Here is a 22,826-nt window from a genome sequence, read left to right as displayed (position 1 = left end):
CAGAACTGGGCGTATCGATGCCCTGTCTGGTGATGGAGTCTCTGTAATAGAAAAGGGCCCGTGACGGGCCCTTCTGCGACAAGCAGTAGCGATTTAGCCAGCCAGCTTGGCGAAGCTGCGCTCGGCGGCGGCCAGGGTGTGTTCAATCTCCTTGTCGCCGTGAGCCAGCGACAGGAAGCCCGCCTCGTAGGCGCTCGGCGCCAGATAGACGCCCTCTTCCAGCATCAGATGATAGAAGCGCTTGAAGCGTTCCATATCGCAGCGAGTGACCTGCTCGTAGCGGGTGATTTCGGGCTCCTCGGTGAAGAAGAAGCCGAACATGCCACCCACATAGTTGATGGCGAGCGGGATGCCGTGCTTGGCGGCGGCCGCTTTCAGTCCCTCGGCAACACGAGCTGTTTTGGCGCTCAGCTGCTCATAGAGACCCGGCTCCAGCAGCAGATCCAGCATGGTCAGACCGGCTGCCATGGCCACCGGGTTGCCGGAGAGAGTACCCGCCTGATAGACAGGGCCAGTCGGGGCGATGTGCTGCATCACCTTCTTCTTGCCGCCGAAGGCGCCAACAGGCATGCCAGCACCGATGATCTTGCCGAGGGTGGTGAGATCCGGGTCGATGTTGTAGTGACCCTGAGCACCGCGCAGGGAGACGCGGAAGCCGGTCATCACCTCGTCCAGGATCAGCAGGGCACCGAACTCGTCACAGATGGCGCGCAGCCCTTCCAGGAAGCCGGGGACCGGCGGGATGCAGTTCATGTTGCCTGCGACCGGCTCGATGATGATACAGGCGATCTCGCTGCCGTACTGGGTGAAGGCTTCACGCACCGAATCCAGATCGTTGAAGACGCAGGTCAGGGTGTGTTTGGCGAAATCGGCCGGAACGCCCGGGCTGTTGGGCTGACCCAGGGTCAGGGCGCCGGAACCTGCCTTGACCAGCAGGGAGTCGGCGTGGCCGTGGTAGCAACCCTCGAATTTGACGATCTTGTCGCGGCCGGTGTAGCCACGGGCCAGACGGATGGCGCTCATGGTGGCTTCGGTGCCGGAGTTGACCATCCGCACCTGCTCCATGGAGGGGACGATCTGGCGGACTTTCTCGGCCATCAGCACTTCGATCTCGGTTGGCGCACCGTAGCTCAGCCCTTTCTCAACGGCCTTGATGACGGCGGCCTTGATGGCGGGGTGGTTGTGACCCAGCAGCATGGGGCCCCAGGAGCCGATGTAATCCACGTAGGCCTGACCATCCACATCATAGAGATAGGCGCCATCGGCGTGATCGATGAAGCGGGGCGTGCCGCCGACCCCATTGAAGGCGCGGACCGGTGAGTTGACGCCACCCGGAATGGTCTGGCGGGCCTGTTCAAACAGCTGATCTGATTTTGACATGGATCATCCTTAATGGGATTTTGGTCGTCACACAAGGGATTGCAGCCGATTGAGACTCGGCAGGCCGGAGCATCAGGAGTATGCTTTGCGCTCTCGCCACCCGGACTCTCGGTCTGCTCCCGTGACAAAAATTTAACGGGCCGACTATAGCAGAAAGCCCCAGCCCTGGGCAGCCGAGCAACGCGCCGGGTGATCCTGATCTCAGCTAGCTGACGATATGGTTTTTCCAAGTTGGTGTAACAAGATGGCGCAACAAGCTCTCTCCTCTGAAGCCGATACCTCTTCGCGGGGGCCGCTTTCCCGCATTATCCGGCAAGACAAGATGCCTTTGCTGGTGCTGCTGCTGGCGGCACTAGTCGGCACCCTGGCCGGGCTGGTGTGCGGCCTGTTCGAATCGGGTGTCCACTGGCTGGCAGAACAACGTATCGCCTTGCTGGCAGACCGTCCCTGGTGGCAGCTCGGTCTGCTTGGCTTTGGCTTCAGCGCCTTGTTGGGATTTGTCGGCTACTTCCTCACTCATACCTTTGCCCCCGAGGCAGGCGGCTCCGGCATTCCCGAGATCGAGGGGGCGATGGACGATCTGCGCCCGGTGCGGTGGTGGCGAGTGTTGCCGGTCAAGTTCTTCGGCGGCATCTGCACCCTGAGCTCCGGTATGGTGCTGGGGCGGGAGGGGCCTTCGGTACAGATCGGCGGCAACCTCGGCAAGATGGTGGCGGATATCTTCCGGCTGCCCAAAGAACATGGCCATGCCTTGTTGGCCGCCGGTGCTGCGGGCGGTCTGGCGGCAGCCTTCAATGCGCCGTTGGCAGGTATCCTGTTCGTGATGGAGGAGATGCGACCGCAGTTTCGCTACTCCTTTCTGGCCATCAAGGCGGTGGGGATCTCCGCCATCATGGCGACCTTGATGCTGCAGAACATGAAAGGGCAGGGGGCGGTGATCACCTTGCCCCATTACGATGCGCCCGCCCTCAAGGCGCTCTGGCTGTTCCTCTTTATGGGGGCCACCTTCGGGGTGCTCGGTTTTGTCTTCAACAAGCTGGTGCTGGCCTGTCAGGATGGCTATCTGGCGTTGCATCAGAACAAGCGCCACCGTTTCGTGGCCATCGGCATGCTGGTCGCCGGAACGTTTGGTGTGCTGTCGCTGTTTGCCCCCTCGGTGACGGGGGGCGGCACCGAGCTTATTCCCCATCTGATGGGGGATGAGTTTGCGATGGCGACCCTGTTCCTTATCTTCTCGGTGCGGCTGGTTGCGACCCTCATCTGCTTCTGCTCCGGTGCCCCGGGCGGGGTGTTTGCGCCGACCCTGGCGTTGGGCACCCTGTTTGGCGTGGTGTTCGGCCATCTGTTTCATGCGGCGTTTCCTGAGCTTGGCATCGAGCCCGGCGCCTTTGCCATCGCCGGGATGGGGGCGCTGTTTGCTGCCACTGTGCGCGCCCCCATCACGGGTATCGTATTGGTCACCGAGATGACCGATAACTATCAGCTGATCCTGCCGATGATGATCACCACGGTCGGTGCGACTCTGGTTGCCCAGTGGCTGGGGGGGCGGCCCATCTATTCCCAGATCCTGGAGCGAACTTTACGGCTCGCCGCGCGTCAAAAGCGGGGTGATGGCAGCGCCACGGCCAGTTAATTTTTCCCTTTATCGCCTTTGGCCCCGGTCAGGGCGGTATAGTGAAGGGAGAGGCGCTGCCGTAAATGGCGTGATAACGGGATGAGGGGCTATGTCCAATCTATTGAAGTTATTGGTCGTGTTAGCCGTTGGCGGGCTCATTGGTTACTTTGTCGGTAACCGTCAGGAGCTGGCCCAGAGCAGTCTGTTGGTGGTGCAGCAGGAGACGCTGGATCGTCAGGGCAAGGCCATCGGCCAGCTCAAGACCGAATTGGGGGTGAAAGATACCCAGCTGGCGACCCAGAAAGCGGCCTTCGAGCAGTTGCAGACCACCCTGAAGAGTCAGGAGGCGCAGGTGCAGGAGCTCAAGCGCCAGCTGGCCTTTTTCGAGCGGATCATGCGCCCCACCGGCGAACAGGTGGGGGTGGTGATCGACAACCTGACTCTGCAGGAGACCAGCATTCCCGGTCGCTACCACTATCGTCTCGCCCTGACCCAGCCCGCCAAGAAGCGGGAGCTGTTTCGTGGTCAGGTGCAGATCCGGGTCGAGGGGAGTCTAGCTGACAAGCCGAAGACGCTGACCGGTCGCGATCTCGGGATGAAAGTGAGCGAGTGGCGCTATGCACTGCGTTATTTCCAGCTGCTGGAAGGGAACTGGCAGTTGCCGGAAGGCTTTGTGCCGGATCGAATCCGTGTCACCATCAACAAGGATGGCAGGCAACCGGCGCAAGAGCTGCTGGTTGAGTGGGGCGAGGTGATCAAGCCGCTGGTCGCTGCGCCGCCTGCTCCGGTTCCCGCGGCCGGTTAAACGTGGTGAATACTTGAACTGAATGGTCGGGTATTGGATAATTTCGCGGTTTCCATGTTTGTGGATCTAATGGTTGTGAGGTCAGTAATGAGTGCAGTAGCAGAAGCCCCGCTGCCCATCCAGATGACGGATGCGGCGGCCAACAAGGTGAAGAACCTGATCACCGAGGAAGAGAATCCCGAGCTGAAGCTGCGGGTATACATCACGGGTGGGGGCTGCTCCGGTTTCCAGTATGGCTTTACCTTTGATGAGAAGATCAACGACGGGGACACCGTAGTCGAGAAGAATGGCGTCACCATGGTGATCGATCCCATGAGCCTGCAATATCTGGTAGGCGGCAGCGTGGATTACACCGAGGGCCTGGAGGGTTCACGCTTTACCGTGACCAACCCCAATGCCACCACGACCTGTGGCTGTGGCTCCAGCTTCTCCATCTGATCGGCATATCGGTCTGATGAAACGGCTCTCGGCAACGAGGGCTGTTTTTGTTTGTGGTGATCAGTTAGCTCCATCAAACAGCATTTCTCTGAAACAACAAAGGCGCCTCGATGGCGCCTTTGTTGTTTGCAGGATGGCTTAGCGGGAGCTTGCCGCCGCGACCAGCGGGACCCGGTTCACTGCCTTGCCCATGTAGGCGAGGGTGATGGTCACAATGATGCAGGTGAAGCTCAGCCACATGTAGGGCAGGTAGTCTAGGGTTGCCACCCCCAGAACCCCGGCCATGAAGATGCCGTTGTCGCTCCAGGGCACCATGCCGCAGGTGAGGGTGCCGCCAAACTCGGCGTTGCGAGAGAGGTTCTTGCGCGCCAGTCCCAGTCGGTCGTAGTTCTTGGCCATGATCTTGGGGGTCAGGATCAGCGACACATACATTGCCGAGCCAAACACGTTGGCCAGAAACGCGGTGCCGATGGTGTGGCTGGTCAGGCTGCCGACGCTGTTGATGCGCTTCTCGAAGGCGCTGGCGATCACTTCCAGAATACCGACCTTCTCCAGCAGGCCGCCAAACCCGAGACCGAAGATGATGACCGCAACCGAGCCCAGCATGGACTCCATGCCGCCGCGACCTAGAATGTTGTCGATAAAATCGATGCCGGAGGTGATGGCAAAAGGACTATAAGCCGAGTGCATCGCCTTGACCGGATCCATGCCCTGGAAGGCGATGGCCCAGATCAGGCCCAGCAGGGCACCGAAGCTGATCACCGGGAAGGCGGGCTTGCGATTGGCCAACAGGCCCAGCACCAGCACCACCGGCACTATGGCCAGCGGGGTGATATTGAACTGGTTGTCGAGAGCCTCCATCACCAGATTGACCTGCTCCAGGCTGACGTTGCCCGAATACTGCATGCCCACCACGGTGAATAGCACGGCGGTGATGACATAGGAGAGCAGGCTGATCGGCAGCATCCCCTTGATATGCTCCACCACGTCGACGTTGGACATGGTCGAAGCCAGCACTACTGAGTCGGAGAGCGGAGAGAGCTTGTCACCGAAGTAGACGCCGGAGAGCACGGCACCGGCTACCAGTGGCGCAGGCACGCCGAGGCTGTGGCCGATCCCCATCATGGCGATGCCGGCCGTGGCAGCAGAGCCCCAGGAGGTGCCGGTGGCCAGCGAGGTCAGGGAGCAGATGATCAAGGTTGCCAGCAGGAAGATGGACGGATGGATCACCTTGAGGCCGAAATAGATGATGCTGGGAACAATGCCGCCGGCAATCCAGGTGCCGACCAGGGCACCGACGGAGACCAGGATCAGGATGGCCCCCATTCCCTTGGCAACGCCGTCAACGGCAGCCTGCTCCAGGGATTTGTAATCGTGGCCAAGTTTGATGCCAAGCCCCATGATGACGAACCAGGCGATGAACAACGCCAGCTGGATCGGCAGATCGAGCACGCTGGTGAACGAGAATGCCAGGGCCAGGAAAATGGCCAGACAGGCAAATACCTGTGCCATGCCCGGTAGTCGGATGTGGTTTTGTTGGTTTTGCATAGATACTTCCTAAACTCTTGCTCGCCAAGGTCACTCCCTCTCGTCCTGTGGATACATCGATCCCGAGGGGGCAACCCAAAAAGAGGCCGCAATCTACCACAAACCCGGCGGGTTAAAGCCCCATCAAATTGGCAAAAATGCACATTTGATTGAAAAAATCACAAATTAGTTGATCTCATAACCCGTTTTTGAGCGGCCTGTTGACACAAAGGGCCACATACGAAGCTTGCTCGTGACGCCACTTGCATCCCCAGTAGATGAAGATGATAATTATTATCAATTGTTGATTGGGGAGAAAACAATGCGCTGGATATTGCGGGGTATGATGTTGCTGGTGGCGGTGGCCGTACTCGCATGGGGTCAGGATAAAGAGTACGGCACCTGGAGTGCCGGTTTTCTGCTGGCTGCCTGGGTGATGCTGGAGCCCGGATTGCGGCCCGCCTTGATCTTGCTGCCAGTGGCCGGGTTGACCGGTATCGTTACCCTGCTCTGGCAGCAGCCCTGGTTATGAGCTTTTGACGGGAGCCTGCTTGATCTTCTGCTGTGCCACCTTGAGCGATTCGACCACCAGCTTTTCCATTTCGGTGCGCTTGGCGTCGGTCAGGAAGTAGATCATGTCGACATTGTGGCGAATATAGTGGGCCGGAAGCTGGTTGAGGGTGAGGCAGCAGAGGTCGGCCATCTGATCGCTGTTGAGCTTTTGCTGCAGCCCCTGTTTCTCAATCTCCTTGAGCACCAGATGTTCGTAAAAGTTGTGAATGTCGGTATCCAGTATCATATGCGTTCCTTGGCATGACGATGAGCGGTGAGTCGTCAAAAGCATAGCCATAACAAGGAGTAAAAACAAAAGGCCCATCACTTTCGTGATGGGCCTTTTGCGTAATGAATGGTGCGAAGAGAGGGACTCGAACCCTCACATCCGTGGGACACTAACACCTGAAGCTAGCGCGTCTACCAATTCCGCCACCTTCGCACACTGATTTTCTCCAGCTGGTTTTTAAATGCGGTTGGAGCGCATTGCTCTGTTTTTACATGTCAGAAGCATGGTGCGAAGAGAGGGACTCGAACCCTCACACCCGGGGGGCACTAACACCTGAAGCTAGCGCGTCTACCAATTCCGCCACCTTCGCACATTCGGGTTTCCAGTCTGGATTTACATGCTGTCTGGATAAAGCATGGTGCGAAGAGAGGGACTCGAACCCTCACATCCGTGGGACACTAACACCTGAAGCTAGCGCGTCTACCAATTCCGCCACCTTCGCACATTGTGTTACCAGTTTTGATTTACATGCTGTCTGGAGAAGCATGGTGCGAAGAGAGGGACTCGAACCCTCACACCCGGGGGGCACTAACACCTGAAGCTAGCGCGTCTACCAATTCCGCCACCTTCGCACATTCGGGTTTTCTAGTTGGATTTACATGCTGCTGAATCAGCATGGCAGTATTGGTGCGAAGAGAGGGACTCGAACCCTCACATCCGTGGGACACTAACACCTGAAGCTAGCGCGTCTACCAATTCCGCCACCTTCGCATCACTGCGGAGGGGGATTCTATAGAGTTTTGGGGGAGCGTCAACAGCCAAAGGGGACTTTTTTCGCTGTTGACGCCCAAAGTGGCGCCAAGGGTACAAAACTTCAGCAATCAGCTGACGTTTGGCGTTCAGTAACGGCCCAATGCACTCTGATACATCCGTTCATACTGGGTGACTGAGTCAGGCCAGTTGAAGCGGGTGCTCATGGCATTGCGCTGCACCTTGGCAAAACGCTCTTTGTCCTGCAGGAAATAGAGCAGGCTGCGGCGCATGGTATCGAGCAGGATGGCGGCAGTCGGATCGTTGAAGCAGAAGCCGGTGGCATGCTCGGGATCGGCATCCCAATCCACCACGGTATCTTTCAGACCACCCACGGCCCGCACCAGTGGCAGGGTGCCATAGGCGAGACTGTACATCTGGTTGAGGCCGCAAGGCTCGAACAGCGAGGGCATCAGGAAAAAGTCGGCACCGGCTTCGACCAGATGAGCCAGCCGATCGTCATAGGTATTGATGAAGGCGAGCTTGCCCGGATAATCCCGGGCCATGGTTTGCAGTTGCGTGGCGAGCGCAGGATCGCCAGAGCCGACGATCACCACTTGTACCTGATGGTGGAGGAATTTCTCCAGCGCAGGGAGCAGCAGGGGAACGCCCTTTTGCTCGGTCAGGCGGCAAACCATGCCGTAGATGGGCAAGTCCGCCACGGCCAGCCCCGCTTCCTGTTGCAGGTTCTCTTTGCAGATCTGTTTGCCAGCCATGTTGTCGATGCTGTAGGTCGCAGGCAGGAATTCGTCGAACTCAGGATCCCAGTCCTTGTAGTCGCAGCCGTTGAGTATGCCGCAGAGATCCGCCGCCCGCTGCTGGAAGATATGCGCCATGCCGTGGGCGCCGAGGTGAGTCAGCAGCTCCTGGGCATAGTTGGGGCTGACCGCATTGATCTTGTCGGCGTAGAGCACCCCGCATTTGAGCAGATTGACGTGGCCGTAGTCGTAGTTGATGCGGCGTTCGTAGTCGGCGATCTCGGGCATGGCCCAGAACTGCTCGCGGCCAAACACCCCCTGAAACGCCGCATTGTGAATGCTAATTACGCTGCGGGTCTGCTGGAAGAAGGGGTTGTGGGCGTGACGGGTTTTCAGCAGCAGTGGCAGCAGGCCGGTGTGCCAGTCATTGCAGTGGGCGATATCAGGGGCAAAGCCGAGCTGCTCGCAGGCATGGAGGGCCGCGGCCGAGAAGAAGGCAAAGCGCTCGCCATTATCCGGATAGGCCTGATTGTTTTCGGCGTAGAGCTGGGGACGATCGAAATATTGCGGGCAGTCGAGCAGATAGACGCAGACGCCATCCAGCTCCATCTGGTAGATGCGATAACCGATATCAGGCAGCCCGGGGTGGGTTGGCAACCAGCGTGACGCCACCAGTCTGGCCTCATCCCGTCGCTTTATCGTCTTGTAGAAGGGGAGCATGATCCTGACATCATGCCCCTTCTGGGCCAGGTACATCGGCAGGGCTCTGGCGACATCTGCCAGGCCCCCGGTCTTGACCAGCCCCTCAACTTCCGAGGCAACAAACAGGATTTTCAGTGGGTTAATAGCCAACTCTTGCTCCCTTAGGTACCACCACGATACCGCCTTCGGATACGGTAAATCGCTCTCTATCGTGGTCCAGATTTTCACCGATAACGGTGCCGGGCGCAATTTCAACATTTTTATCTATAATCGCGCGCCGGATGGAGCACCCTTCACCAATCTTCACATCCCCCAGCAGCACGGACTCACTGATATGGCTGCACGCGCCGATATTGCAGCGGAAACCGAGGATGGATCGCTGGATCTGGCTGCCCTGAATGAAGCAACCGGCGGAGATCAGGGAGTTGGCGATCTTCACCTTGCACTCGTCGCTGTCGATGAAGGTAGCAGGTGGCAGCGCCGGATAGTGGGTGTGCAGGGGCCACTTGCGGTTATAGAGGGAGAAGGGGGGATTGTCGGCCACCAGGTCCATGTGCGCTTGCCAATAAGAGTCGAGGGTGCCCACATCCCGCCAGTAGACGTGCGGTTTCTCGCCGGGGATGACGTTGGTGCTGTAGTCATAGACATAGACGGGGGCACGTGGGTAGAGGCTCGGGATCACATCCTTGCCAAAGTCGTGGCTGGAGTTCTCCTCGGCGGCATCCCGCTTCAACTCGCGGCAGAGGGCATCGGTCTCGAAGATGTAGTTGCCCATGGAGACCAGCGCCTGGGTCGGATCGCCGGGAATGTGCTTGGGCTGCTTTGGTTTTTCCTGAAAGCCGATCATCCGCCCTTCGGTATCGACCTCGATCACCCCGAAGGCGCTCGCTTCTTCGATGGGCATGCGAAGTGCCGCGACCGTCATGGCGGCGTTCTTCTGCTTGTGGAAGGTGACCATCTGGCTCACATCCATCTTGTAGATGTGGTCGGAGCCGAAGATGCAGACGTGATCCGGTTCGGCCCGCTCGATAAAGCCTAGGTTCTGGTAAATGGCGTCGGCGGTGCCGTCATACCAGCGTTTGCCCATCCGCATCTGGGCCGGGATGGGATCGATAAAGCGGTCGGTGATGCCGACGATATTCCAGCCCTTCTTCATATGCAGGTAGAGGGACTGGGATTTGAATTGGGTCAGTACATAGATGCGCAGAAAGTCGGCGTTGACGAAGTTGTTGAGGACAAAGTCGATCAGCCGGTAGCTGCCACCGAAGGGGACGGAAGGCTTGCTGCGGGTGGTGGTCAGAGGCTGTAGGCGAGTACCTTCGCCACCAGCCAGGATCATGGTCAAAATGCCTGCCATCGTATTTCTCTCCCTGAATTAACAACATGAAAAGGTTTTCAATGTTCGGTATAAAAACACCCCTAAAGGGGTGGTTTTTATCGTGTGCTTAATACCTTATCAGATGCCGGATGGCGCTCTCTAGCTGTTTTATTGTGCTGCTTACACTTATTTACATTTTGCTCAGATAGACCTTGAATTTGGCATCACTGCTGATCACTTCAGTCCGTTTGAAGTGTGTCTCCAGTATAGGCTGGTAGCGCAAGAAGGCGTTGGCAACAATGGTCAGCGAACCATTTGGCAGCAAAAATGCCGGCGCCTTGGCCAGGAACTGCTCGGTTGCCGCATAGAAGGTTTTGAGACCCGCATGGAATGGCGGGTTGGAGACGATGTGCTGGAAACGGGTGGAGACATCCGAATAGACATCGGAAGCGGTGACCTTGCCCTGCAGACCGTTGATCGCCAGGGTGCGGCGGCTCGATTCGAGTGCCAGTGCGCTGATATCCACCATGTTGACCCGCAGATCCGGATTGCGCTTGGCCAGCACAGACCCAATCACCCCGGCGCCACAACCGAAATCGAGCAATTCGCCCGTCATCGGCGGCACGGCGGCCAGTAGCATCTGGGTGCCGAGATCCAGCTCGGCGGCACTGAAGACGCCGGGCAGCGCCAGCACGGTCAGCTCGGTATCACCCGCCTTGCACTGATAGCGGCCAAACCAGCTATCCAGATTGAAAGGTTCAACCGGCTTGCTCAGCTCACCGTGATAGAGGGAGCAGCGGCGCGCTGAATCGCGCTTGATCGGCTGTTCGCTATAGGGGGCCAGCAGCTTGTCGGCGCCATTGATGCCGCCGCGGTTTTCGCCAGCGAGGAACAGATCGGCACCCTCTTCCAGCAAGGGGGTCATCATGGCCAGCAGATATTGTGCCTCGGCCTTGGCCTTGGGCATCAGCAGCAACAGGGCATCGAAGCGGGGGGCGCCACCGAGCTGGTGGTCGAACAGGATAGCCTCGCCGAGGGCGGCCTGCTGGCTGCGGTAGTAGCAGTAATCGGTGGTAAAGACGGTCAGGGTCCGGGCCAGGCTCGCCAGCTGGCGGGGGTAGTCATCCTCCAGCGCGCCGCAGACAAGTAGCCGCTTGCCGACAAAGAGGGCTTGGTTTCGTTCCAGCATCTGGCTGACGGCACTGATAGGGCTGCTCATCGGGTCTCTCCACGCAATTTTGGGCGGCCATTATACATAGCCCCTTTCGCCTTGACATTTATGCCGTGTTCCCGAAATATGCCCAGACACCATTTTTTGACCAGAGATGACGAAATGCGGTTCAACGGGTTGAAACGAAAGCACAAAAAAAGCCTGAAATTCGGGCCTGCCGACGTTCGCGCGTAACCTCTCATCCCTGAGAAGCTTCAAACCCCGGTTGCGCACATCGTACCGGGGTTTTTTATTGCCATATGCGCGTCATTTAGGAGAAGGAGATCCCATGTTTCAAGGTTCAATCGTTGCGTTGATCACCCCGTTTCGACAGGGAAAGCTGGATGAAGAGGCGCTGCTGCGTCTGGTGGAGTGGCATATCGAACAGGGCACTCACGGCATTGTGCCGGTGGGCACCACGGGGGAAAGTCCGACCCTGACCCATGACGAGCACTGCCGGGTGGTGGAGCTGGTGGTCAAGCAGGTCGCAGGTCGCATTCCGGTGATTGCCGGGGCCGGTTCCAACAATCCGGTCGAAGCTATCGAGTACACCCTCCATGCAGAGCGGGTGGGGGCTGATGCCACCCTGCATGTAGCCGGTTACTACAACCGTCCCAATCAGGAGGGGCTCTACCACCACTTCAAGGCGGTACACGATGCCACCGCCAAGCCGATCATCGTCTACAACATCCCGCCGCGCGCCATCGTTGACGTGCAACCCGCGACCCTGGCCCGTCTGGCCGAGCTGCCGCGCATTGCCGGGGTGAAAGATGCCACCGGCGACTTGGCGCGCCCCTGGACCGAGCGCCAGCTGATCAAAAAGCCCTTCGCCTGGCTCTCCGGTGAAGATGCCACTGCGGTTGCTTACAACATCGGCGGCGGTCAGGGCTGTATCTCTGTGACCGCCAACGTGGCGCCCAAGCTGGTGGCCGAGGTGCAGAACCTCACGCTGGCGGGCAAGTGGCAAGAAGCGCGTGAGCTGCAAGACAAGCTCATTCCGCTCCATCAGGCGATGTTTGCCGAGCCGAGCCCGGCTGGTGCCAAATATGCCGCTTCCCTGCTCGGTTTCTGCAGCGAGGAGTGCCGCCTGCCGGTGATGCCGCTGTCAGAAGCGACCCGCGAGCGCATTCGCAGCGCCATGCAGCAGCTCAACCTGCTGTAGTGCAAAACGGGTGAGCCAAGGCTCACCCGTTTTGTTTTCGGCTTTTGTTTCCGGTCTTTATTTCCGACCTTTAGTAACGGTATGGCCACGCTCAGGCTGCGTGATGCAGCCAGGCGGCGATGGCCAGCTGCAACTCGACATACGCCGGATAGAGGAAGAGATCGGCCAGCTCGGCAGGCCACTCGTCATGCTCGTCCGGCTGGGCTTGCAGATGGGCTTGCAGGTTGGTCAGGGCGGGTAGCCAGAGCACTGGTTGTGGCAGCGCGGCCGCACTGCGGGCGACCAGATCGATCCCTTGGCACAGGGCCGCGAGTGCCTGCTGTTGAATGCCTTTATCCTGAGGATGCTCCAGCCAGAGCTGCTCGTGATGCTGCCAGTGACGCAGCCCCTCGCTTACCCCCGTTATGCCATCCATACCTTCATGTTCGACCAGTGCCTGCAGGGCCAGCGGTTTGCCAAGACCAGCCAGTCGATAGCCGCGCTGGGCCTTGGATTGGGCGCCAAGGCGCAGCCCGCCGATCCTGGCGAGGCGTTGGGCCAGTGCAAACAGCGCCGCGGTCGCGCCTGATTTGAGCTCCAGTTCCAGCTCGTTGATGGTGGTGCTGCCCTGACTGCCGACAATCTCTCCCTGATCCCAGGCCAGCTCAATCTCGGCCCCCTCGAAGGCGATCAGCCAGTGGCGGCGCAGGAAGTCGGTACGAAATTGGGCGACCAGCTGCTGCTGAATGTGGTCACGCTCGCTCAGGGTCGGCCAAATCTCATCGGGAAAGGCCGAGAGGGTCGGCAGATCGCCGCTCACGGGGGCGTTGTACTCGGGTCTGGCGTGCAGGCCGCCCACCACCTGGCCGCGGCATTTGATGGTCTGCTCGGCGAAGGTGTCGCAGCGGCGAATGCGCAACCCCATCTCCAGCTGGCGCAGAGCCAGGGTCGGCGTATCGAAATAGACGTTGCCGAGCTGCTGTTGTGATGATTCTTTAATCTCAAGAGAATTCAGCAGGTTGGATAACTCGGGTTGAATGTCGCGGGCGACAAAAAACTTTATCTCGATCTCAGTTTGCATAGTCATTCCGGGCTGGCAGGCAACTTTGGGGGGCAGGATTCGGGTCGCGGGGATATAATGCCCGCGAGACGACTAGATTAATTCGCGGTTTAATTGAGGGCGCAGTTCGGTTACCATGCGCGCCTCATAAAATCGTATCGAGTGTTTTTTCACCGACACAGGTTTGGCCATGCCAGTAAATACTATTTTGGGGCTTTTTGCCAAGTCCCCCATCAAGCCGCTGCAGAAGCATATCGTCAAGGTTCACCAGTGCTCCCAGCAGTTGATTCCTTTCTTTGACGCCGTTGCCGAAGACCGTTGGGAAGATGCCGAGAAGATCCGGCAGCAGATCGCCCAGCTGGAAAAAGAGGCAGATACCCTCAAGCGTGAAATCCGTCTGAAACTGCCTCGCGGCCTGTTCCTGCCGGTTGCACGTACCGACCTGCTGGAGCTGTTGACCCAGCAAGACAAGATTGCCAACCGTGCCAAGGATATCTCCGGCCGCATGCTTGGCCGTCGCATGGAATTCCCCGCTGAAATGCGGACGGATTTCATGGCTTACCTCAAACGTTGTATTGATGCGACCGCTCAGGCCGAGAAAGCGATCGGGGAGCTCGACGAGCTGCTCGAGACCGGCTTCAAAGGACGGGAAGTGGAAATGGTTGCCGAGATGATCCACCAGCTGGATCTGATCGAGGACGATACAGACACCATGCAGATCGGACTGCGCCAACAGCTGCAAGCGGTTGAGCACAATTACAATCCGATCGATGTGATGTTCCTTTACAAGATCCTCGAATGGGTAGGTGACCTGGCAGATCAGGCCGAGCGCGTAGGCGCCCGTCTGGAACTGATGCTGGCTCGTTCGTAATCGACTGACTGGGTAAACACTATTAATGGACATTATCGCGAATTACGGCACCACTCTGGTGCTCGTGGCGGCCTTGTTCGGCTTTTTGATGGCTTGGGGCATTGGCGCGAATGACGTGGCCAACGCCATGGGAACATCGGTCGGCACCAAATCCCTGACCATCCGTCAGGCGATCATCATTGCCATGATCTTCGAATTTGCCGGTGCCTATCTGGCCGGTGGCGAAGTGACGGCCACCATCCGTAACGGCATCATCGACAGCAATGCGTTTGTCGATAGCCCGGACCTGCTGGTACTCGGCATGATCGCCTCCCTGCTGGCGGCTGGCGCCTGGTTGATCCTCGCCTCCTACTTCGGCTGGCCTGTTTCCACCACTCACTCCATCATCGGCGCCATCGTCGGTTTTGCGGTGGTGAGCATTGGCCCGGAAGCGGTGCAGTGGAGCAAGTTTGGCGGCATCGTCGGCTCCTGGGTCATCACCCCGGCCATCTCAGGTGTCATCGCCTACTTCATGTTCATCAGCGTGCAGAAGCTTATCTTCAACACCGATGATCCCCTGAACAACGCCAAGCGCTATGTGCCGTTCTACATGTTCCTGACTGCGCTGGTGATCTGTCTGGTGACCATCAAGAAGGGGCTGACCCACGTCGGTCTGCACCTGAGCGATGGCGAGGGCATTCTGCTCTCCATCGCCATCTCCATCGCAGTGGCGTTTGCCGGCTGGATCTACATTCGCGGCCAGAAGTACAACCCGCAGGATGACAGCAAGATGCACTTCGCCAACGTGGAGAAGGTGTTCGGCATCCTGATGGTGATCACCGCCTGTGCCATGGCCTTTGCCCACGGCTCCAACGACGTGGCCAACGCCATTGGCCCGCTCTCTGCGGTGGCCTCTATCGTGGCTTCCGGTGGCGAGATTTCCAGTCAGGCAGCCATTGCCTGGTGGATCCTGCCGCTGGGCGGTATCGGTATCGTGATCGGTCTGGCGACCATGGGCGAGAAGGTGATGGCGACGGTCGGTACCGGCATCACTCACCTGACCCCGAGCCGTGGTTTTGCTGCCCAGCTGGCCACTGCCGCGACCGTGGTGATTGCCTCCGGTACCGGTCTACCCATCTCCACCACCCAGACCCTGGTCGGTGCTGTGATGGGTGTCGGTCTGGCGCGCGGTATTGCGGCGCTGAATCTGGGTGTTCTGCGCAACATCGTGGTCTCCTGGATCATCACCCTGCCTGCCGGTGCCATTCTGGCTATCGCCATCTTCTACGTGCTGCAGGCCTGCTTCTCCTAATCGAAGCGGCATTCAGCAAAAAGCCCGAGTCATCGACTCGGGCTTTTTTATTGTGCGCGGGAGCTGAGGTGCTGCTCCCTTTGCATATTTCCCTTAGAGGCTGGCGCAGATCTGCCACAGATCGTACTGGATAGCGGCGGCGGTCACTTCCCGGCCCGCCCCCGGCCCCTGGATCACCAGCGGGTTGGTGCGGTAACTGTCGCTCTCGATGGCGAAGATGTTGTCGCACGGCAAGAGGTTGGCAAACGGGTGGTGGGGCTCCAGCGCCTCCAGTCCGACCCGCGCCTTGCCGTCATGCTCGAAGCGGGCCACGTAGCGCAGCACCTTGCCGAGGCGCTTGGCCCCTTCGAAGGCGGTCTGGATCGGGCCATCCAGCTCTTTCAGTCTGTCCATGAACTGATCGGCTGTCACCTTGCGCAGCGGGACGGGCACCAGATTCTCCAGCTCGATATCGGCGGAGTCGAGCTCAAAGCCTGCTTCCCGCGCCAGAATAAGCAGCTTGCGCCGCACGTCCTGACCGGAGAGATCCTCGCGGGGATCCGGTTCGGTCAGGCCGTGCTGCCACGCCTCGTCCACCAACTCGGAGAAGGGGCGGGTGCCGTCATACTGCTGGAACAGCCAGGAGAGGGTGCCGGAGAAGATGCCGGAGACCCCCTGAATGCGGTCGCCGCTCTGGCGCAGCATCTGGATGCTGGACTGGATTGGCAGCCCGGCGCCCACGGTGGCGTTGTAGCGCCACTGCACCTGGTGGTCGCGACAGGTCTGTTTGATGCGCTGGTAGAACTCGCTGTCGGCGGCACCGGCAAACTTGTTGGCGGCGATGATGTGAATGCCGAGCTGGGCAAAATCCGGGTAGTAGCGGCTCACCGTTTCGCTGGCGGTCATGTCCAGCGCAACCAGCGCATCGAAGCCGTGCTGTTCAAGCTGGGAGAGCAACTCCGGCCAGATCAGCGGCTTAGGATTGAAGTTGTCCTGTACCTTGAGGGGGTTGAGCCCCTCTTCATCGAGCAGGCCTCCTTCCGAGCTGAACACCCCGTAGAGGGTGAGCGCCAGATTGAGCTCATGTTCCAGCCGTGCCTTTTCACGGGCGTAGAGGCTCAGCCAGTGGCCGCCGATATTGCCCTTGCCGAACACCACCAGTCCGACCCGGGTCGGGCGGCTGAACAGGGCGCTGTGGAGGGCGATGAGCAGCGGCTCCAGCACTACCTGACGCAGCACGGCCACCAGACTCAGGCCATCTCGGGCCACCTGTACGAACTCCAGCGGTTGATCTGCCAGCAGCTGATAGAAGCGATGACACTGCTCCGCGTTGTCGGTGACACCGGCGCCGACCAGCGCCACCAGACTGAACCCCTCTTTCTGGATTAGGCCGGTGAAGCTCCCTTGCAGCTGGAAGTCGCGCAGCAGCTCGAAGGCGCCTTGTGCCACCTCGAGGGTGTAGGCGAGGCGCAGGATCCGGCGATCCGGCTGGCGCTGCAGGGTGAGCGGGTTGAGGCGGTGACGGGCCAGATGGGCCTCGATGGTGGCCACCGTCTGCTCATAGTTGGTCTGCGGCAGCACCTTCAACTCGATGAGGGCGATTTGATCCACCGAGGAGACGATGCGGGCGCCACCGGAGCGGGGGGCGCGGCGCAGGATATGGGTGCAGCCCTCATCCGGGTTGTAGCTGCAGCGCAGGGTGAGGCGCTGGCGGCTGTCGGCCACAGGTTGCAGGGTGCGCGAGTGCAATACCGAAGAGCCAAGGCGGGCCAGCTCGTTGGCTTCCGCGAGGCTCAGGCGCTCCAGCAGACGCGCCTCCTTCACCCGGCGCGGGTCGGCGCTGTAGACCCCGGCCACGTCGCTCCAGATGGTGGTGGATTCACCATCCGCCAGCAACGCCAACAGGCTGGCGCTGTAGTCGGAGCCGTTGCGACCGAGCAGCAGGGAGCGCCCCTCCATGTCGGCAGCGATAAAGCCGGTTACCACGATGCGACCGGCATGCTCCGCCAGTCGCGCCTTGAGCAGCTCGCTGGAAAGCGCGGTATCCACCTTGACCAGAGCGCCATCCTCGGCGCGCAGGAAACTGCGGGCATCGAGCCAGATAGCCTTGTCGCCTCGGCTGGTGAGCAGGGCCGCCAGTAGGCGCGCCGACCACACTTCGCCAAAAGCGAGCAGGCCGTTGCGGGCGAAGCGATCAAACTGCCCTTCAAGCGTTTTGGCTATCAGCTGCATGTCGTCGGCCAGCAGCTTGCTCAGATCGAGCTGCAGTTCACCCTCCAGCAGGCCGTCGATCAGGCTCTGCTGATAGGCCTGCAGGGCCGAGATGGCTTTACCGGCGGCTTCGTCCCCCGCTTCGGCCAGCTCCACCAGCTGGATCAGCCGGTTGGTGGTCTTGCCGGCGGCGGAGACCACGATCAGTTCATCCCCGCCCACCTGTTGTTCAACGATACTGGCGACCCGGCGATAACAGACCGGATCCGCCAGACTGCTGCCACCAAATTTGTGGACGTGACGTCGCTTCAATCCTGCTTCTGCTGCCACCGCGATCTCTCCTTGTTGCTGCTGTTCCATTACTTCGCTACCTGTTCTGCCTGCTGCGCCTGTTCAAAAGCCTGAGCCAGATCGGCCACCAGGTCTTCACCGTGTTCAATACCGACCGACAACCGCAGCAGTTGGGCGCTGATGCCTGCTGCCTGCTGCGCCGCCGGGGTCATGGCCCTGTGGGTCATGCTGGCCGGATGGGCCACCAGACTCTCCACCCCGCCGAGGGACTCGGCCACCGAGAAGAGGGTGAGGGCCGCGAGGAAGGCGCGAATGCCCGCCTCGCTGCAATCGAGTTCAAAACTTAGCATGGCGCCAAAGCCGGACTGTTGACGGCGCGCAATATCGTGGCCAGGATGGCTCGGCAGGCTGGGGTGATAGATACGTTTCACCAGCGGCTGCTGTTGCAGGAAGGCGAGGATGCGATCGGTGTTCTCCTGATGGGTGCGCAATCTGGGGGCCAGAGTGCGCAGGCCGCGCAGGGTGAGGTAGGAGTCGAACGCCCCGGAGGTGAGCCCCAGACAGTTGGCCCACCACACCAGCGACTCGGCCAGTGCTGCCTCCTTGGCAATCGCCACTCCGCCCACCACGTCTGAGTGACCGTTGATGTACTTGGTGGTGGAGTGCACCACCACATCGGCACCGAGGGCCAGCGGCTGTTGCAGCAGGGGGGAGAGGAAGGTGTTGTCCACCACCACCTGTGCACCCACCTCGTGGGCGGCGCTGGCGATGGCGCTGATATCCACCACCCGCAGCAGCGGGTTGGAGGGGGTCTCGATCCATACCAGCGCAGGCTTTTGCGCCAGCGCGGTGGCCAGTGCGGCCTCATCCCCCTGATCGACAAACTGCACCCGGTAGTGTCCCTTGGCCGCCAGATACTCGAACAGGCGCCAGGTGCCGCCGTAGCAGTCGTGGGGGGCGAGCAGCAGCTCCCCCGCCTTGAGCAGTGCTGTAGTGACCAGATGGACGGCCCCCATGCCTGTGCCGGTAACCACGGCGCCTGCGCCCCCTTCCAGTGCCGCCAGCGCGTCCGCCAGATTGGTGCGGGTCGGATTGCCGGAGCGGGCATAATCGTATTGACGGGGCTCGCCAAAGTCGGCAAAGGTGTAGTTGCTGGAGAGGTAGATGGGGGGCACCACGGCACCGTGCTGTGTGTCTGTCTCAATCCCGGTGCGAACCGCCAGGGTGGCCTTGTGGGTCATATCACTCTCCTTGATGTCTCTTCACACGCCGGCATCTTGCTGCCACGCGCCATTGCGGGCTCATGGACAACCACACTACGCCAGCTTAAAAAAGCCGTCAACACTTCCAGACGTCTAAATGGCTTTGCTGTTGGATTGCCATTAATTTCCTTAAGGGTTAAAATCCGCGCTCACGGCTAAATGAGAACAGGTGAGTCATGGGAACAGAGTGGAACGGCGACTACGTCAGCCCCTATGCGGAACACGGTAAGAAGAGCGAACAGGTCAAGAAGATTACCGTCTCGATCCCGCTCAAGGTGTTGAAAGTGTTGACCGATGAGCGCACCCGCCGTCAGGTGAACAACCTGCGTCATGCGACCAACAGCGAGCTGCTCTGTGAAGCCTTCCTGCACGCTTTCACCGGCCAGCCGCTCCCTTGCGACGAAGACTTGCGCAAGGATCAACCGGACAGTGTCCCGGCCGAAGCGCGCGCCATCATGGAAGCGCTGGGCAAAGAGATCGAAGATTTCGACAAGGAATAACCCCTGATGACGCGGCCCTGGCCGCGTCATTGCTATCAGCCATGTCCCGCTTCAGCCTGCGCCACTATCACCACCACGTTTGCAGCCATAGCCACGACTTTGCCCAGCTGGTGATCCCCCTCGACGGCCCCCTCGAGATCGAGGTGCAGGGCCGGGTGCGTCGACTTGCCCCCGGTTCTGCCTGCATCATCGCCCCCGGTGAGCGACACGACTACGCTGCCGATCCCGCGCTTTCGTTTCTGGTGCAGGAGAGCGGCTGGCTGCCCGGCGATCTGGCGGCCTGCCCCTTTATCGAGCTGGATGAGCCCCAGCGCCACTACCTCGCTTTTCTGCACCGCATGGTGGCCGAGGGGCGGCAGGTGGCGGGCATGGAGCAGGTGTGGCTCTCTCTGCTGGCTGAAGGGCAGGGGATGCAGAGCACTGCCACGCCGCGTCTTGCCGCCCGCATCCTCAAGGTGCAACGCCATATCGATGCCAACCTCGCCGCCCCGCTGACCAATCAGCAACTCGCCGCCATCGCCTGCCTTGGCCAGAGCCAGTTCAAGCTCGCTTTTCGCCAGCAGCTGGGGACGAGCGTCTCCCACTACATTCGCAGTCGACGCATGGCGCTGGCGCGTACTCTGCTTGCCGGTACACAACTGCCTGTTGGCGAGATTGCCAGCCGCTGCGGTTACCAGAATCAGGGGGCCTTCAGCGAGCGCTTCCTGGCCGAGACCGGGCTTACTCCGTCCCTCTGGCGCCAGCAAAACGGCCACCTGCCGTAACGAAACGGCTGATCGCCGAAGACGGGATGCTCTCTTTGGGCCATGCTGCGGGTCATGCAAGGTACACGATAAACAGGAGCCGAAATGGAGACGATTAGCTGGCAGGATTTCGAGGTGGTGGAGCTGAGGGTGGGCACCCTGGTGCGGGTCGAGCCGTTTCCCGAAGCAAGTAAACCGGCCTACAAGGTGTGGGCGGATTTTGGCCCTGAACTGGGGATTCGCAAGAGCAGCGCCCAGATCACCGCACTCTACCAGCCAGAGCAGCTGGTGGGCCGCCAGATCATCGCCGTAGTCAACTTCCCGACCAAACAGATAGGGCCGTTTCAGTCGGAGTTTCTACTGACCGGTTTCTATCGGCCGGATGGCGCCGTAGTGATGGCTATCCCCGAGCGGGAGGTGGAGAACGGCGCCAAGCTGGGCTGAGTTCACACCCGAACAGAGAGAAGAGAGGCGACCCAAGGTCGCCTCTCTTTTTGTTTTCTGTTGCGAGTCGTTACTTCAACAGGCTGAAGATCAGCGCCGATACCGCCAGCGAACCGGTCAGTAGGATAAAGCCGTTGGTCCAGCCGTGACGGAAGCGGGCCAGCGCCTCCACCTTGTAGATGGCAATCACCGGCATGATGAACAGGATCATGGCGATGACCGGGCCGGAGAGGGTCTCCATCAGCCCCAGAATGCCCGGGTTGATGACGGCGGCGCCCCAGATAGAGAAGAACATCAGGGCGATGCCGACCTTGTCCGCCTTGGCCAGCGGCAGGCCGGTGGGCTTGGCGATCAGGCTTTTCAGGCTCTCGCGGGCACCGAGGAAGTGACCGAGGAAGGAGGAGCTGATGGCGATAAAGGCGATGAGCGGCCCCAGAGTCACAATCACCGGGTTGTCGGTGATGTTGGCGAGATAGGAGAGCACCGAGACGTTCTGGGCCTTGGCTTCAGCCAGCTGGGCTGGCGAGAGGCTCAGCACGCAGGAGAAGACGAAGAAGAGCACGAAGCCCACCAGCATTACTGTGGTGTTGCGCAGGATCAGGCCGCTCTTGGCTTCTGCCTGCTCGCCATATTCACGACGCTGCACGTTGGCAAAGCCGGAGATGGCGGCGGCGTGGCTGAAGGCGAACACGGTCACCGGCAGCGCCAGCCAGACGGTGTTGAGGAAGCTGACCCCTTCAAACGCCGTCACTTCCGGCCACTGCCACTGGGGGATCAGGTAGCAGGAGAGGGCCGCCAGAATGGCCGCCAGCGGATAGACCATAAAGGCGAAGGCGCGCAGCATCGCTTTCTCACCCGCCAGCATCACGGCGATCATGGCGAATACCAGTACGCCGGAGAGCATCACCCGATCCGGGGTCGCCATGCCGAGCTGGTTGACCATAAAGCTCTCCACCGTGTTGGTCAGCCCGACCCCGTAAATGAGCAGGATCGGGAAGATGGAGAGGAAGTAGAGCGCAGAGATGAGGCGGCCGGCCATCTTGCCGAAATGCTCCTCCGCCACTTCGGTGAAGTCGGCGTGGGGGCGTGACGATGAGAGCACGAAGCGCGCCAGCCCGCGATGGGCCAGGAAGGTCATGGGGCCTGCCAGTACCGCGACGATGACGAGAGGCCAGATCCCGCCCAGGCCCAGATTGATGGGCAGGAACAGGATACCGGCGCCAACGGCGGTGCCAAACAGACTGATGACCCAGTGGGTGTCGTGACGGCGCCAGCGGGTGGTGCTGGACGTGGTGGAGCAGGAACCGGATAGCTCCTTGGTAGCCTCTACAGATAAACTCATTACTAATTCACTTTTTGTTAGTGTTTTAATCTGAGTTCATTGTGGTTTATCGGGATTTAATTCTCAAAAAGCGAGACTGAAACATATCACTGCCATTGCGGGGTTTAGCCAGCGAGATTGGGAATGGAATCTGGTTCACAGAATGGAACAAAACTGATATTGGTGAATTTTGTGAAATATAAAACCAAAATTTGATCTACTATCATTTTTTTATTTTGGCTAATCAGGTGTTTTCAGAATTACGTGAAAAATCGCACCATTTCTCGCCGACCGATTGTGATGTTTCACTATCATTTTGCCGCTTTGCCAGCGTATCACGCTGTTCAAGAGTGCCTTGACCAGCGGATCACACCGACCATCACCCGGGGCAACTTCCCTGAAAAAGCAGGCGGCCATCGGGCCGCCTG

At 59.7% G+C, this 22,826-nt stretch carries 20 protein-coding genes and 5 tRNA genes; 10 read left to right on the top strand and 15 right to left on the bottom strand.

Annotated elements, in window-relative coordinates; translation table 11 throughout:
* Positions 1-93 precede the first annotated feature (93 nt).
* Positions 94-1,380, bottom strand: a complete 1,287-nt coding sequence (hemL, locus tag AB5Y90_RS19385; RefSeq protein WP_307895614.1) for a glutamate-1-semialdehyde 2,1-aminomutase — start codon at positions 1,378-1,380, stop codon at positions 94-96.
* 244 nt (positions 1,381-1,624) lie between these two features.
* Between hemL and clcA the strand changes: the two genes are divergently transcribed.
* The 3 genes from clcA (at position 1,625) to erpA (ending at position 4,238) form a co-directional block, all read left to right on the top strand.
* Complete coding sequence (gene clcA / locus AB5Y90_RS19380) at positions 1,625-3,013, top strand: H(+)/Cl(-) exchange transporter ClcA (RefSeq protein ID WP_101531562.1); 1,389 nt, start codon at positions 1,625-1,627, stop codon at positions 3,011-3,013.
* A 91-nt stretch (positions 3,014-3,104) separates the two neighbouring features.
* The gene (locus AB5Y90_RS19375; RefSeq protein WP_005343032.1) at positions 3,105-3,800 is read left to right on the top strand and encodes a DUF6776 family protein; all 696 of its coding nucleotides are present in this window, start codon (positions 3,105-3,107) and stop codon (positions 3,798-3,800) included.
* An 87-nt stretch (positions 3,801-3,887) separates the two neighbouring features.
* Positions 3,888-4,238: an iron-sulfur cluster insertion protein ErpA gene (gene erpA, locus AB5Y90_RS19370; protein WP_005340225.1), complete on the top strand. Its 351-nt coding sequence runs from the start codon at positions 3,888-3,890 to the stop codon at positions 4,236-4,238.
* A 138-nt stretch (positions 4,239-4,376) separates the two neighbouring features.
* On the opposite strand, the gene nhaC is transcribed toward erpA, so the two are convergent.
* Positions 4,377-5,786 carry a Na+/H+ antiporter NhaC gene (nhaC, locus tag AB5Y90_RS19365; protein ID WP_047438574.1) on the bottom strand — a complete coding sequence of 470 codons (1,410 nt, stop codon included), beginning with the start codon at positions 5,784-5,786 and terminating at the stop codon, positions 4,377-4,379.
* 301 nt (positions 5,787-6,087) lie between these two features.
* On the opposite strand from nhaC, the gene AB5Y90_RS19360 reads away from it, so the two are divergent.
* A complete protein-coding gene (locus AB5Y90_RS19360; protein ID WP_005357820.1) occupies positions 6,088-6,297 on the top strand; it encodes a hypothetical protein in 210 nt (69 codons plus the stop codon).
* Here AB5Y90_RS19360 and AB5Y90_RS19355 read toward each other — a convergent pair.
* The 9 genes from AB5Y90_RS19355 to rsmC all read right to left on the bottom strand — a co-directional run bounded on the left by AB5Y90_RS19355 (position 6,292) and on the right by rsmC (position 11,293).
* Positions 6,292-6,564, bottom strand: a complete 273-nt coding sequence (locus tag AB5Y90_RS19355; protein WP_005343036.1) for a late competence development ComFB family protein — start codon at positions 6,562-6,564, stop codon at positions 6,292-6,294. The genes AB5Y90_RS19360 and AB5Y90_RS19355 overlap by 6 nt on opposite strands.
* Positions 6,565-6,673: 109 nt before the next feature.
* Positions 6,674-6,759: transfer RNA gene (locus AB5Y90_RS19350), tRNA-Leu, on the bottom strand.
* Between the two features lie 71 nt (positions 6,760-6,830).
* Positions 6,831-6,916 (bottom strand) — tRNA-Leu (locus AB5Y90_RS19345).
* Between the two features lie 46 nt (positions 6,917-6,962).
* A tRNA-Leu gene (locus AB5Y90_RS19340) sits at positions 6,963-7,048 on the bottom strand.
* Between the two features lie 44 nt (positions 7,049-7,092).
* A tRNA-Leu gene (locus tag AB5Y90_RS19335) sits at positions 7,093-7,178 on the bottom strand.
* A 53-nt stretch (positions 7,179-7,231) separates the two neighbouring features.
* Positions 7,232-7,317, bottom strand: a tRNA-Leu gene (locus AB5Y90_RS19330).
* 128 nt (positions 7,318-7,445) lie between these two features.
* On the bottom strand, positions 7,446-8,906 hold the full coding sequence (gene glgA, locus AB5Y90_RS19325) for a glycogen synthase GlgA (protein ID WP_307895612.1): 1,461 nt from the start codon (positions 8,904-8,906) through the stop codon (positions 7,446-7,448).
* Positions 8,896-10,113 carry a glucose-1-phosphate adenylyltransferase gene (gene glgC, locus AB5Y90_RS19320; RefSeq protein ID WP_005340236.1) on the bottom strand — a complete coding sequence of 406 codons (1,218 nt, stop codon included), beginning with the start codon at positions 10,111-10,113 and terminating at the stop codon, positions 8,896-8,898. The genes glgA and glgC overlap by 11 nt, the downstream gene beginning before the upstream one ends.
* Before the next feature lie 151 nt (positions 10,114-10,264).
* Positions 10,265-11,293, bottom strand: a complete 1,029-nt coding sequence (rsmC, locus tag AB5Y90_RS19315) for a 16S rRNA (guanine(1207)-N(2))-methyltransferase RsmC (protein WP_160881011.1) — start codon at positions 11,291-11,293, stop codon at positions 10,265-10,267.
* Between the two features lie 280 nt (positions 11,294-11,573).
* Between rsmC and dapA the strand changes: the two genes are divergently transcribed.
* On the top strand, positions 11,574-12,446 hold the full coding sequence (gene dapA / locus AB5Y90_RS19310) for a 4-hydroxy-tetrahydrodipicolinate synthase (protein WP_043820620.1): 873 nt from the start codon (positions 11,574-11,576) through the stop codon (positions 12,444-12,446).
* A gap of 91 nt (positions 12,447-12,537) precedes the next feature.
* On the opposite strand, the gene AB5Y90_RS19305 is transcribed toward dapA, so the two are convergent.
* Positions 12,538-13,506, bottom strand: coding sequence for an inorganic triphosphatase (locus AB5Y90_RS19305; RefSeq protein ID WP_307895611.1), 969 nt, complete (start codon positions 13,504-13,506; stop codon positions 12,538-12,540).
* A gap of 169 nt (positions 13,507-13,675) precedes the next feature.
* Here AB5Y90_RS19305 and AB5Y90_RS19300 point away from each other — a divergent pair, with 169 nt between their 5' ends.
* Both AB5Y90_RS19300 and AB5Y90_RS19295 read left to right on the top strand, forming a co-directional pair.
* On the top strand, positions 13,676-14,356 hold the full coding sequence (locus AB5Y90_RS19300; RefSeq protein WP_368167576.1) for a TIGR00153 family protein: 681 nt from the start codon (positions 13,676-13,678) through the stop codon (positions 14,354-14,356).
* Positions 14,357-14,381: 25 nt separating this feature from the next.
* Entirely contained in the window at positions 14,382-15,647 is a 1,266-nt protein-coding gene (locus AB5Y90_RS19295) for an inorganic phosphate transporter (RefSeq protein WP_005343043.1), read from the top strand.
* 93 nt (positions 15,648-15,740) lie between these two features.
* Here AB5Y90_RS19295 and AB5Y90_RS19290 read toward each other — a convergent pair whose 3' ends face one another.
* On the bottom strand, positions 15,741-18,197 hold the full coding sequence (locus AB5Y90_RS19290) for a bifunctional aspartate kinase/homoserine dehydrogenase II (protein ID WP_368167575.1): 2,457 nt from the start codon (positions 18,195-18,197) through the stop codon (positions 15,741-15,743).
* On the bottom strand, positions 18,197-19,369 hold the full coding sequence (gene metB / locus AB5Y90_RS19285; RefSeq protein ID WP_368167574.1) for a cystathionine gamma-synthase: 1,173 nt from the start codon (positions 19,367-19,369) through the stop codon (positions 18,197-18,199). The genes AB5Y90_RS19290 and metB overlap by 1 nt, the downstream gene beginning before the upstream one ends.
* A gap of 197 nt (positions 19,370-19,566) precedes the next feature.
* Here metB and metJ point away from each other — a divergent pair, with 197 nt between their 5' ends.
* From metJ to AB5Y90_RS19270, 3 genes are all read left to right on the top strand, one after another.
* Positions 19,567-19,890: a met regulon transcriptional regulator MetJ gene (gene metJ, locus AB5Y90_RS19280; protein WP_005340251.1), complete on the top strand. Its 324-nt coding sequence runs from the start codon at positions 19,567-19,569 to the stop codon at positions 19,888-19,890.
* 41 nt (positions 19,891-19,931) lie between these two features.
* The gene (locus tag AB5Y90_RS19275) at positions 19,932-20,654 is read left to right on the top strand and encodes a helix-turn-helix domain-containing protein (protein ID WP_368167573.1); all 723 of its coding nucleotides are present in this window, start codon (positions 19,932-19,934) and stop codon (positions 20,652-20,654) included.
* Between the two features lie 84 nt (positions 20,655-20,738).
* Positions 20,739-21,077: a tRNA-binding protein gene (locus tag AB5Y90_RS19270; RefSeq protein WP_368167572.1), complete on the top strand. Its 339-nt coding sequence runs from the start codon at positions 20,739-20,741 to the stop codon at positions 21,075-21,077.
* Positions 21,078-21,147: 70 nt separating this feature from the next.
* Here the strand turns inward: AB5Y90_RS19270 and AB5Y90_RS19265 are convergent, their stop codons facing one another.
* A complete protein-coding gene (locus tag AB5Y90_RS19265; protein WP_041209026.1) occupies positions 21,148-22,419 on the bottom strand; it encodes an aromatic amino acid transport family protein in 1,272 nt (423 codons plus the stop codon).
* Between the last annotated feature and the right edge of the window lie 407 nt (positions 22,420-22,826).

The sequence above is a fragment of the Aeromonas sp. R4-1 genome, assembly GCF_040908325.1.
GTDB classification, from domain to species: domain Bacteria; phylum Pseudomonadota; class Gammaproteobacteria; order Enterobacterales; family Aeromonadaceae; genus Aeromonas; species Aeromonas veronii.
The sequence above is the reverse complement of the archived record's forward strand: the minus strand, read 5'-3'. Positions and strand labels throughout refer to the sequence as shown.

What these genes read in the sequence shown, in the direction of transcription:
- metJ (WP_005340251.1), top strand. Translation starts at nt 19,567, where the DNA reads ATGGGAACAGAGTGGAACGGCGACTACGTCAGCCCCTATGCGGAACAC.
- AB5Y90_RS19360 (WP_005357820.1), top strand. Translation starts at nt 6,088, where the DNA reads ATGCGCTGGATATTGCGGGGTATGATGTTGCTGGTGGCGGTGGCCGTA.
- clcA (WP_101531562.1), top strand. Translation starts at nt 1,625, where the DNA reads ATGGCGCAACAAGCTCTCTCCTCTGAAGCCGATACCTCTTCGCGGGGG.
- AB5Y90_RS19375 (WP_005343032.1), top strand. Translation starts at nt 3,105, where the DNA reads ATGTCCAATCTATTGAAGTTATTGGTCGTGTTAGCCGTTGGCGGGCTC.
- AB5Y90_RS19270 (WP_368167572.1), top strand. Translation starts at nt 20,739, where the DNA reads ATGGAGACGATTAGCTGGCAGGATTTCGAGGTGGTGGAGCTGAGGGTG.
- hemL (WP_307895614.1), bottom strand. Translation starts at nt 1,380, where the DNA reads ATGTCAAAATCAGATCAGCTGTTTGAACAGGCCCGCCAGACCATTCCG.
- glgC (WP_005340236.1), bottom strand. Translation starts at nt 10,113, where the DNA reads ATGGCAGGCATTTTGACCATGATCCTGGCTGGTGGCGAAGGTACTCGC.
- AB5Y90_RS19295 (WP_005343043.1), top strand. Translation starts at nt 14,382, where the DNA reads ATGGACATTATCGCGAATTACGGCACCACTCTGGTGCTCGTGGCGGCC.
- AB5Y90_RS19355 (WP_005343036.1), bottom strand. Translation starts at nt 6,564, where the DNA reads ATGATACTGGATACCGACATTCACAACTTTTACGAACATCTGGTGCTC.
- dapA (WP_043820620.1), top strand. Translation starts at nt 11,574, where the DNA reads ATGTTTCAAGGTTCAATCGTTGCGTTGATCACCCCGTTTCGACAGGGA.
- AB5Y90_RS19265 (WP_041209026.1), bottom strand. Translation starts at nt 22,419, where the DNA reads ATGAGTTTATCTGTAGAGGCTACCAAGGAGCTATCCGGTTCCTGCTCC.
- nhaC (WP_047438574.1), bottom strand. Translation starts at nt 5,786, where the DNA reads ATGCAAAACCAACAAAACCACATCCGACTACCGGGCATGGCACAGGTA.
- AB5Y90_RS19300 (WP_368167576.1), top strand. Translation starts at nt 13,676, where the DNA reads ATGCCAGTAAATACTATTTTGGGGCTTTTTGCCAAGTCCCCCATCAAG.
- AB5Y90_RS19275 (WP_368167573.1), top strand. Translation starts at nt 19,932, where the DNA reads ATGTCCCGCTTCAGCCTGCGCCACTATCACCACCACGTTTGCAGCCAT.
- rsmC (WP_160881011.1), bottom strand. Translation starts at nt 11,293, where the DNA reads ATGAGCAGCCCTATCAGTGCCGTCAGCCAGATGCTGGAACGAAACCAA.
- AB5Y90_RS19290 (WP_368167575.1), bottom strand. Translation starts at nt 18,197, where the DNA reads ATGGAACAGCAGCAACAAGGAGAGATCGCGGTGGCAGCAGAAGCAGGA.
- AB5Y90_RS19305 (WP_307895611.1), bottom strand. Translation starts at nt 13,506, where the DNA reads ATGCAAACTGAGATCGAGATAAAGTTTTTTGTCGCCCGCGACATTCAA.
- erpA (WP_005340225.1), top strand. Translation starts at nt 3,888, where the DNA reads ATGAGTGCAGTAGCAGAAGCCCCGCTGCCCATCCAGATGACGGATGCG.
- metB (WP_368167574.1), bottom strand. Translation starts at nt 19,369, where the DNA reads ATGACCCACAAGGCCACCCTGGCGGTTCGCACCGGGATTGAGACAGAC.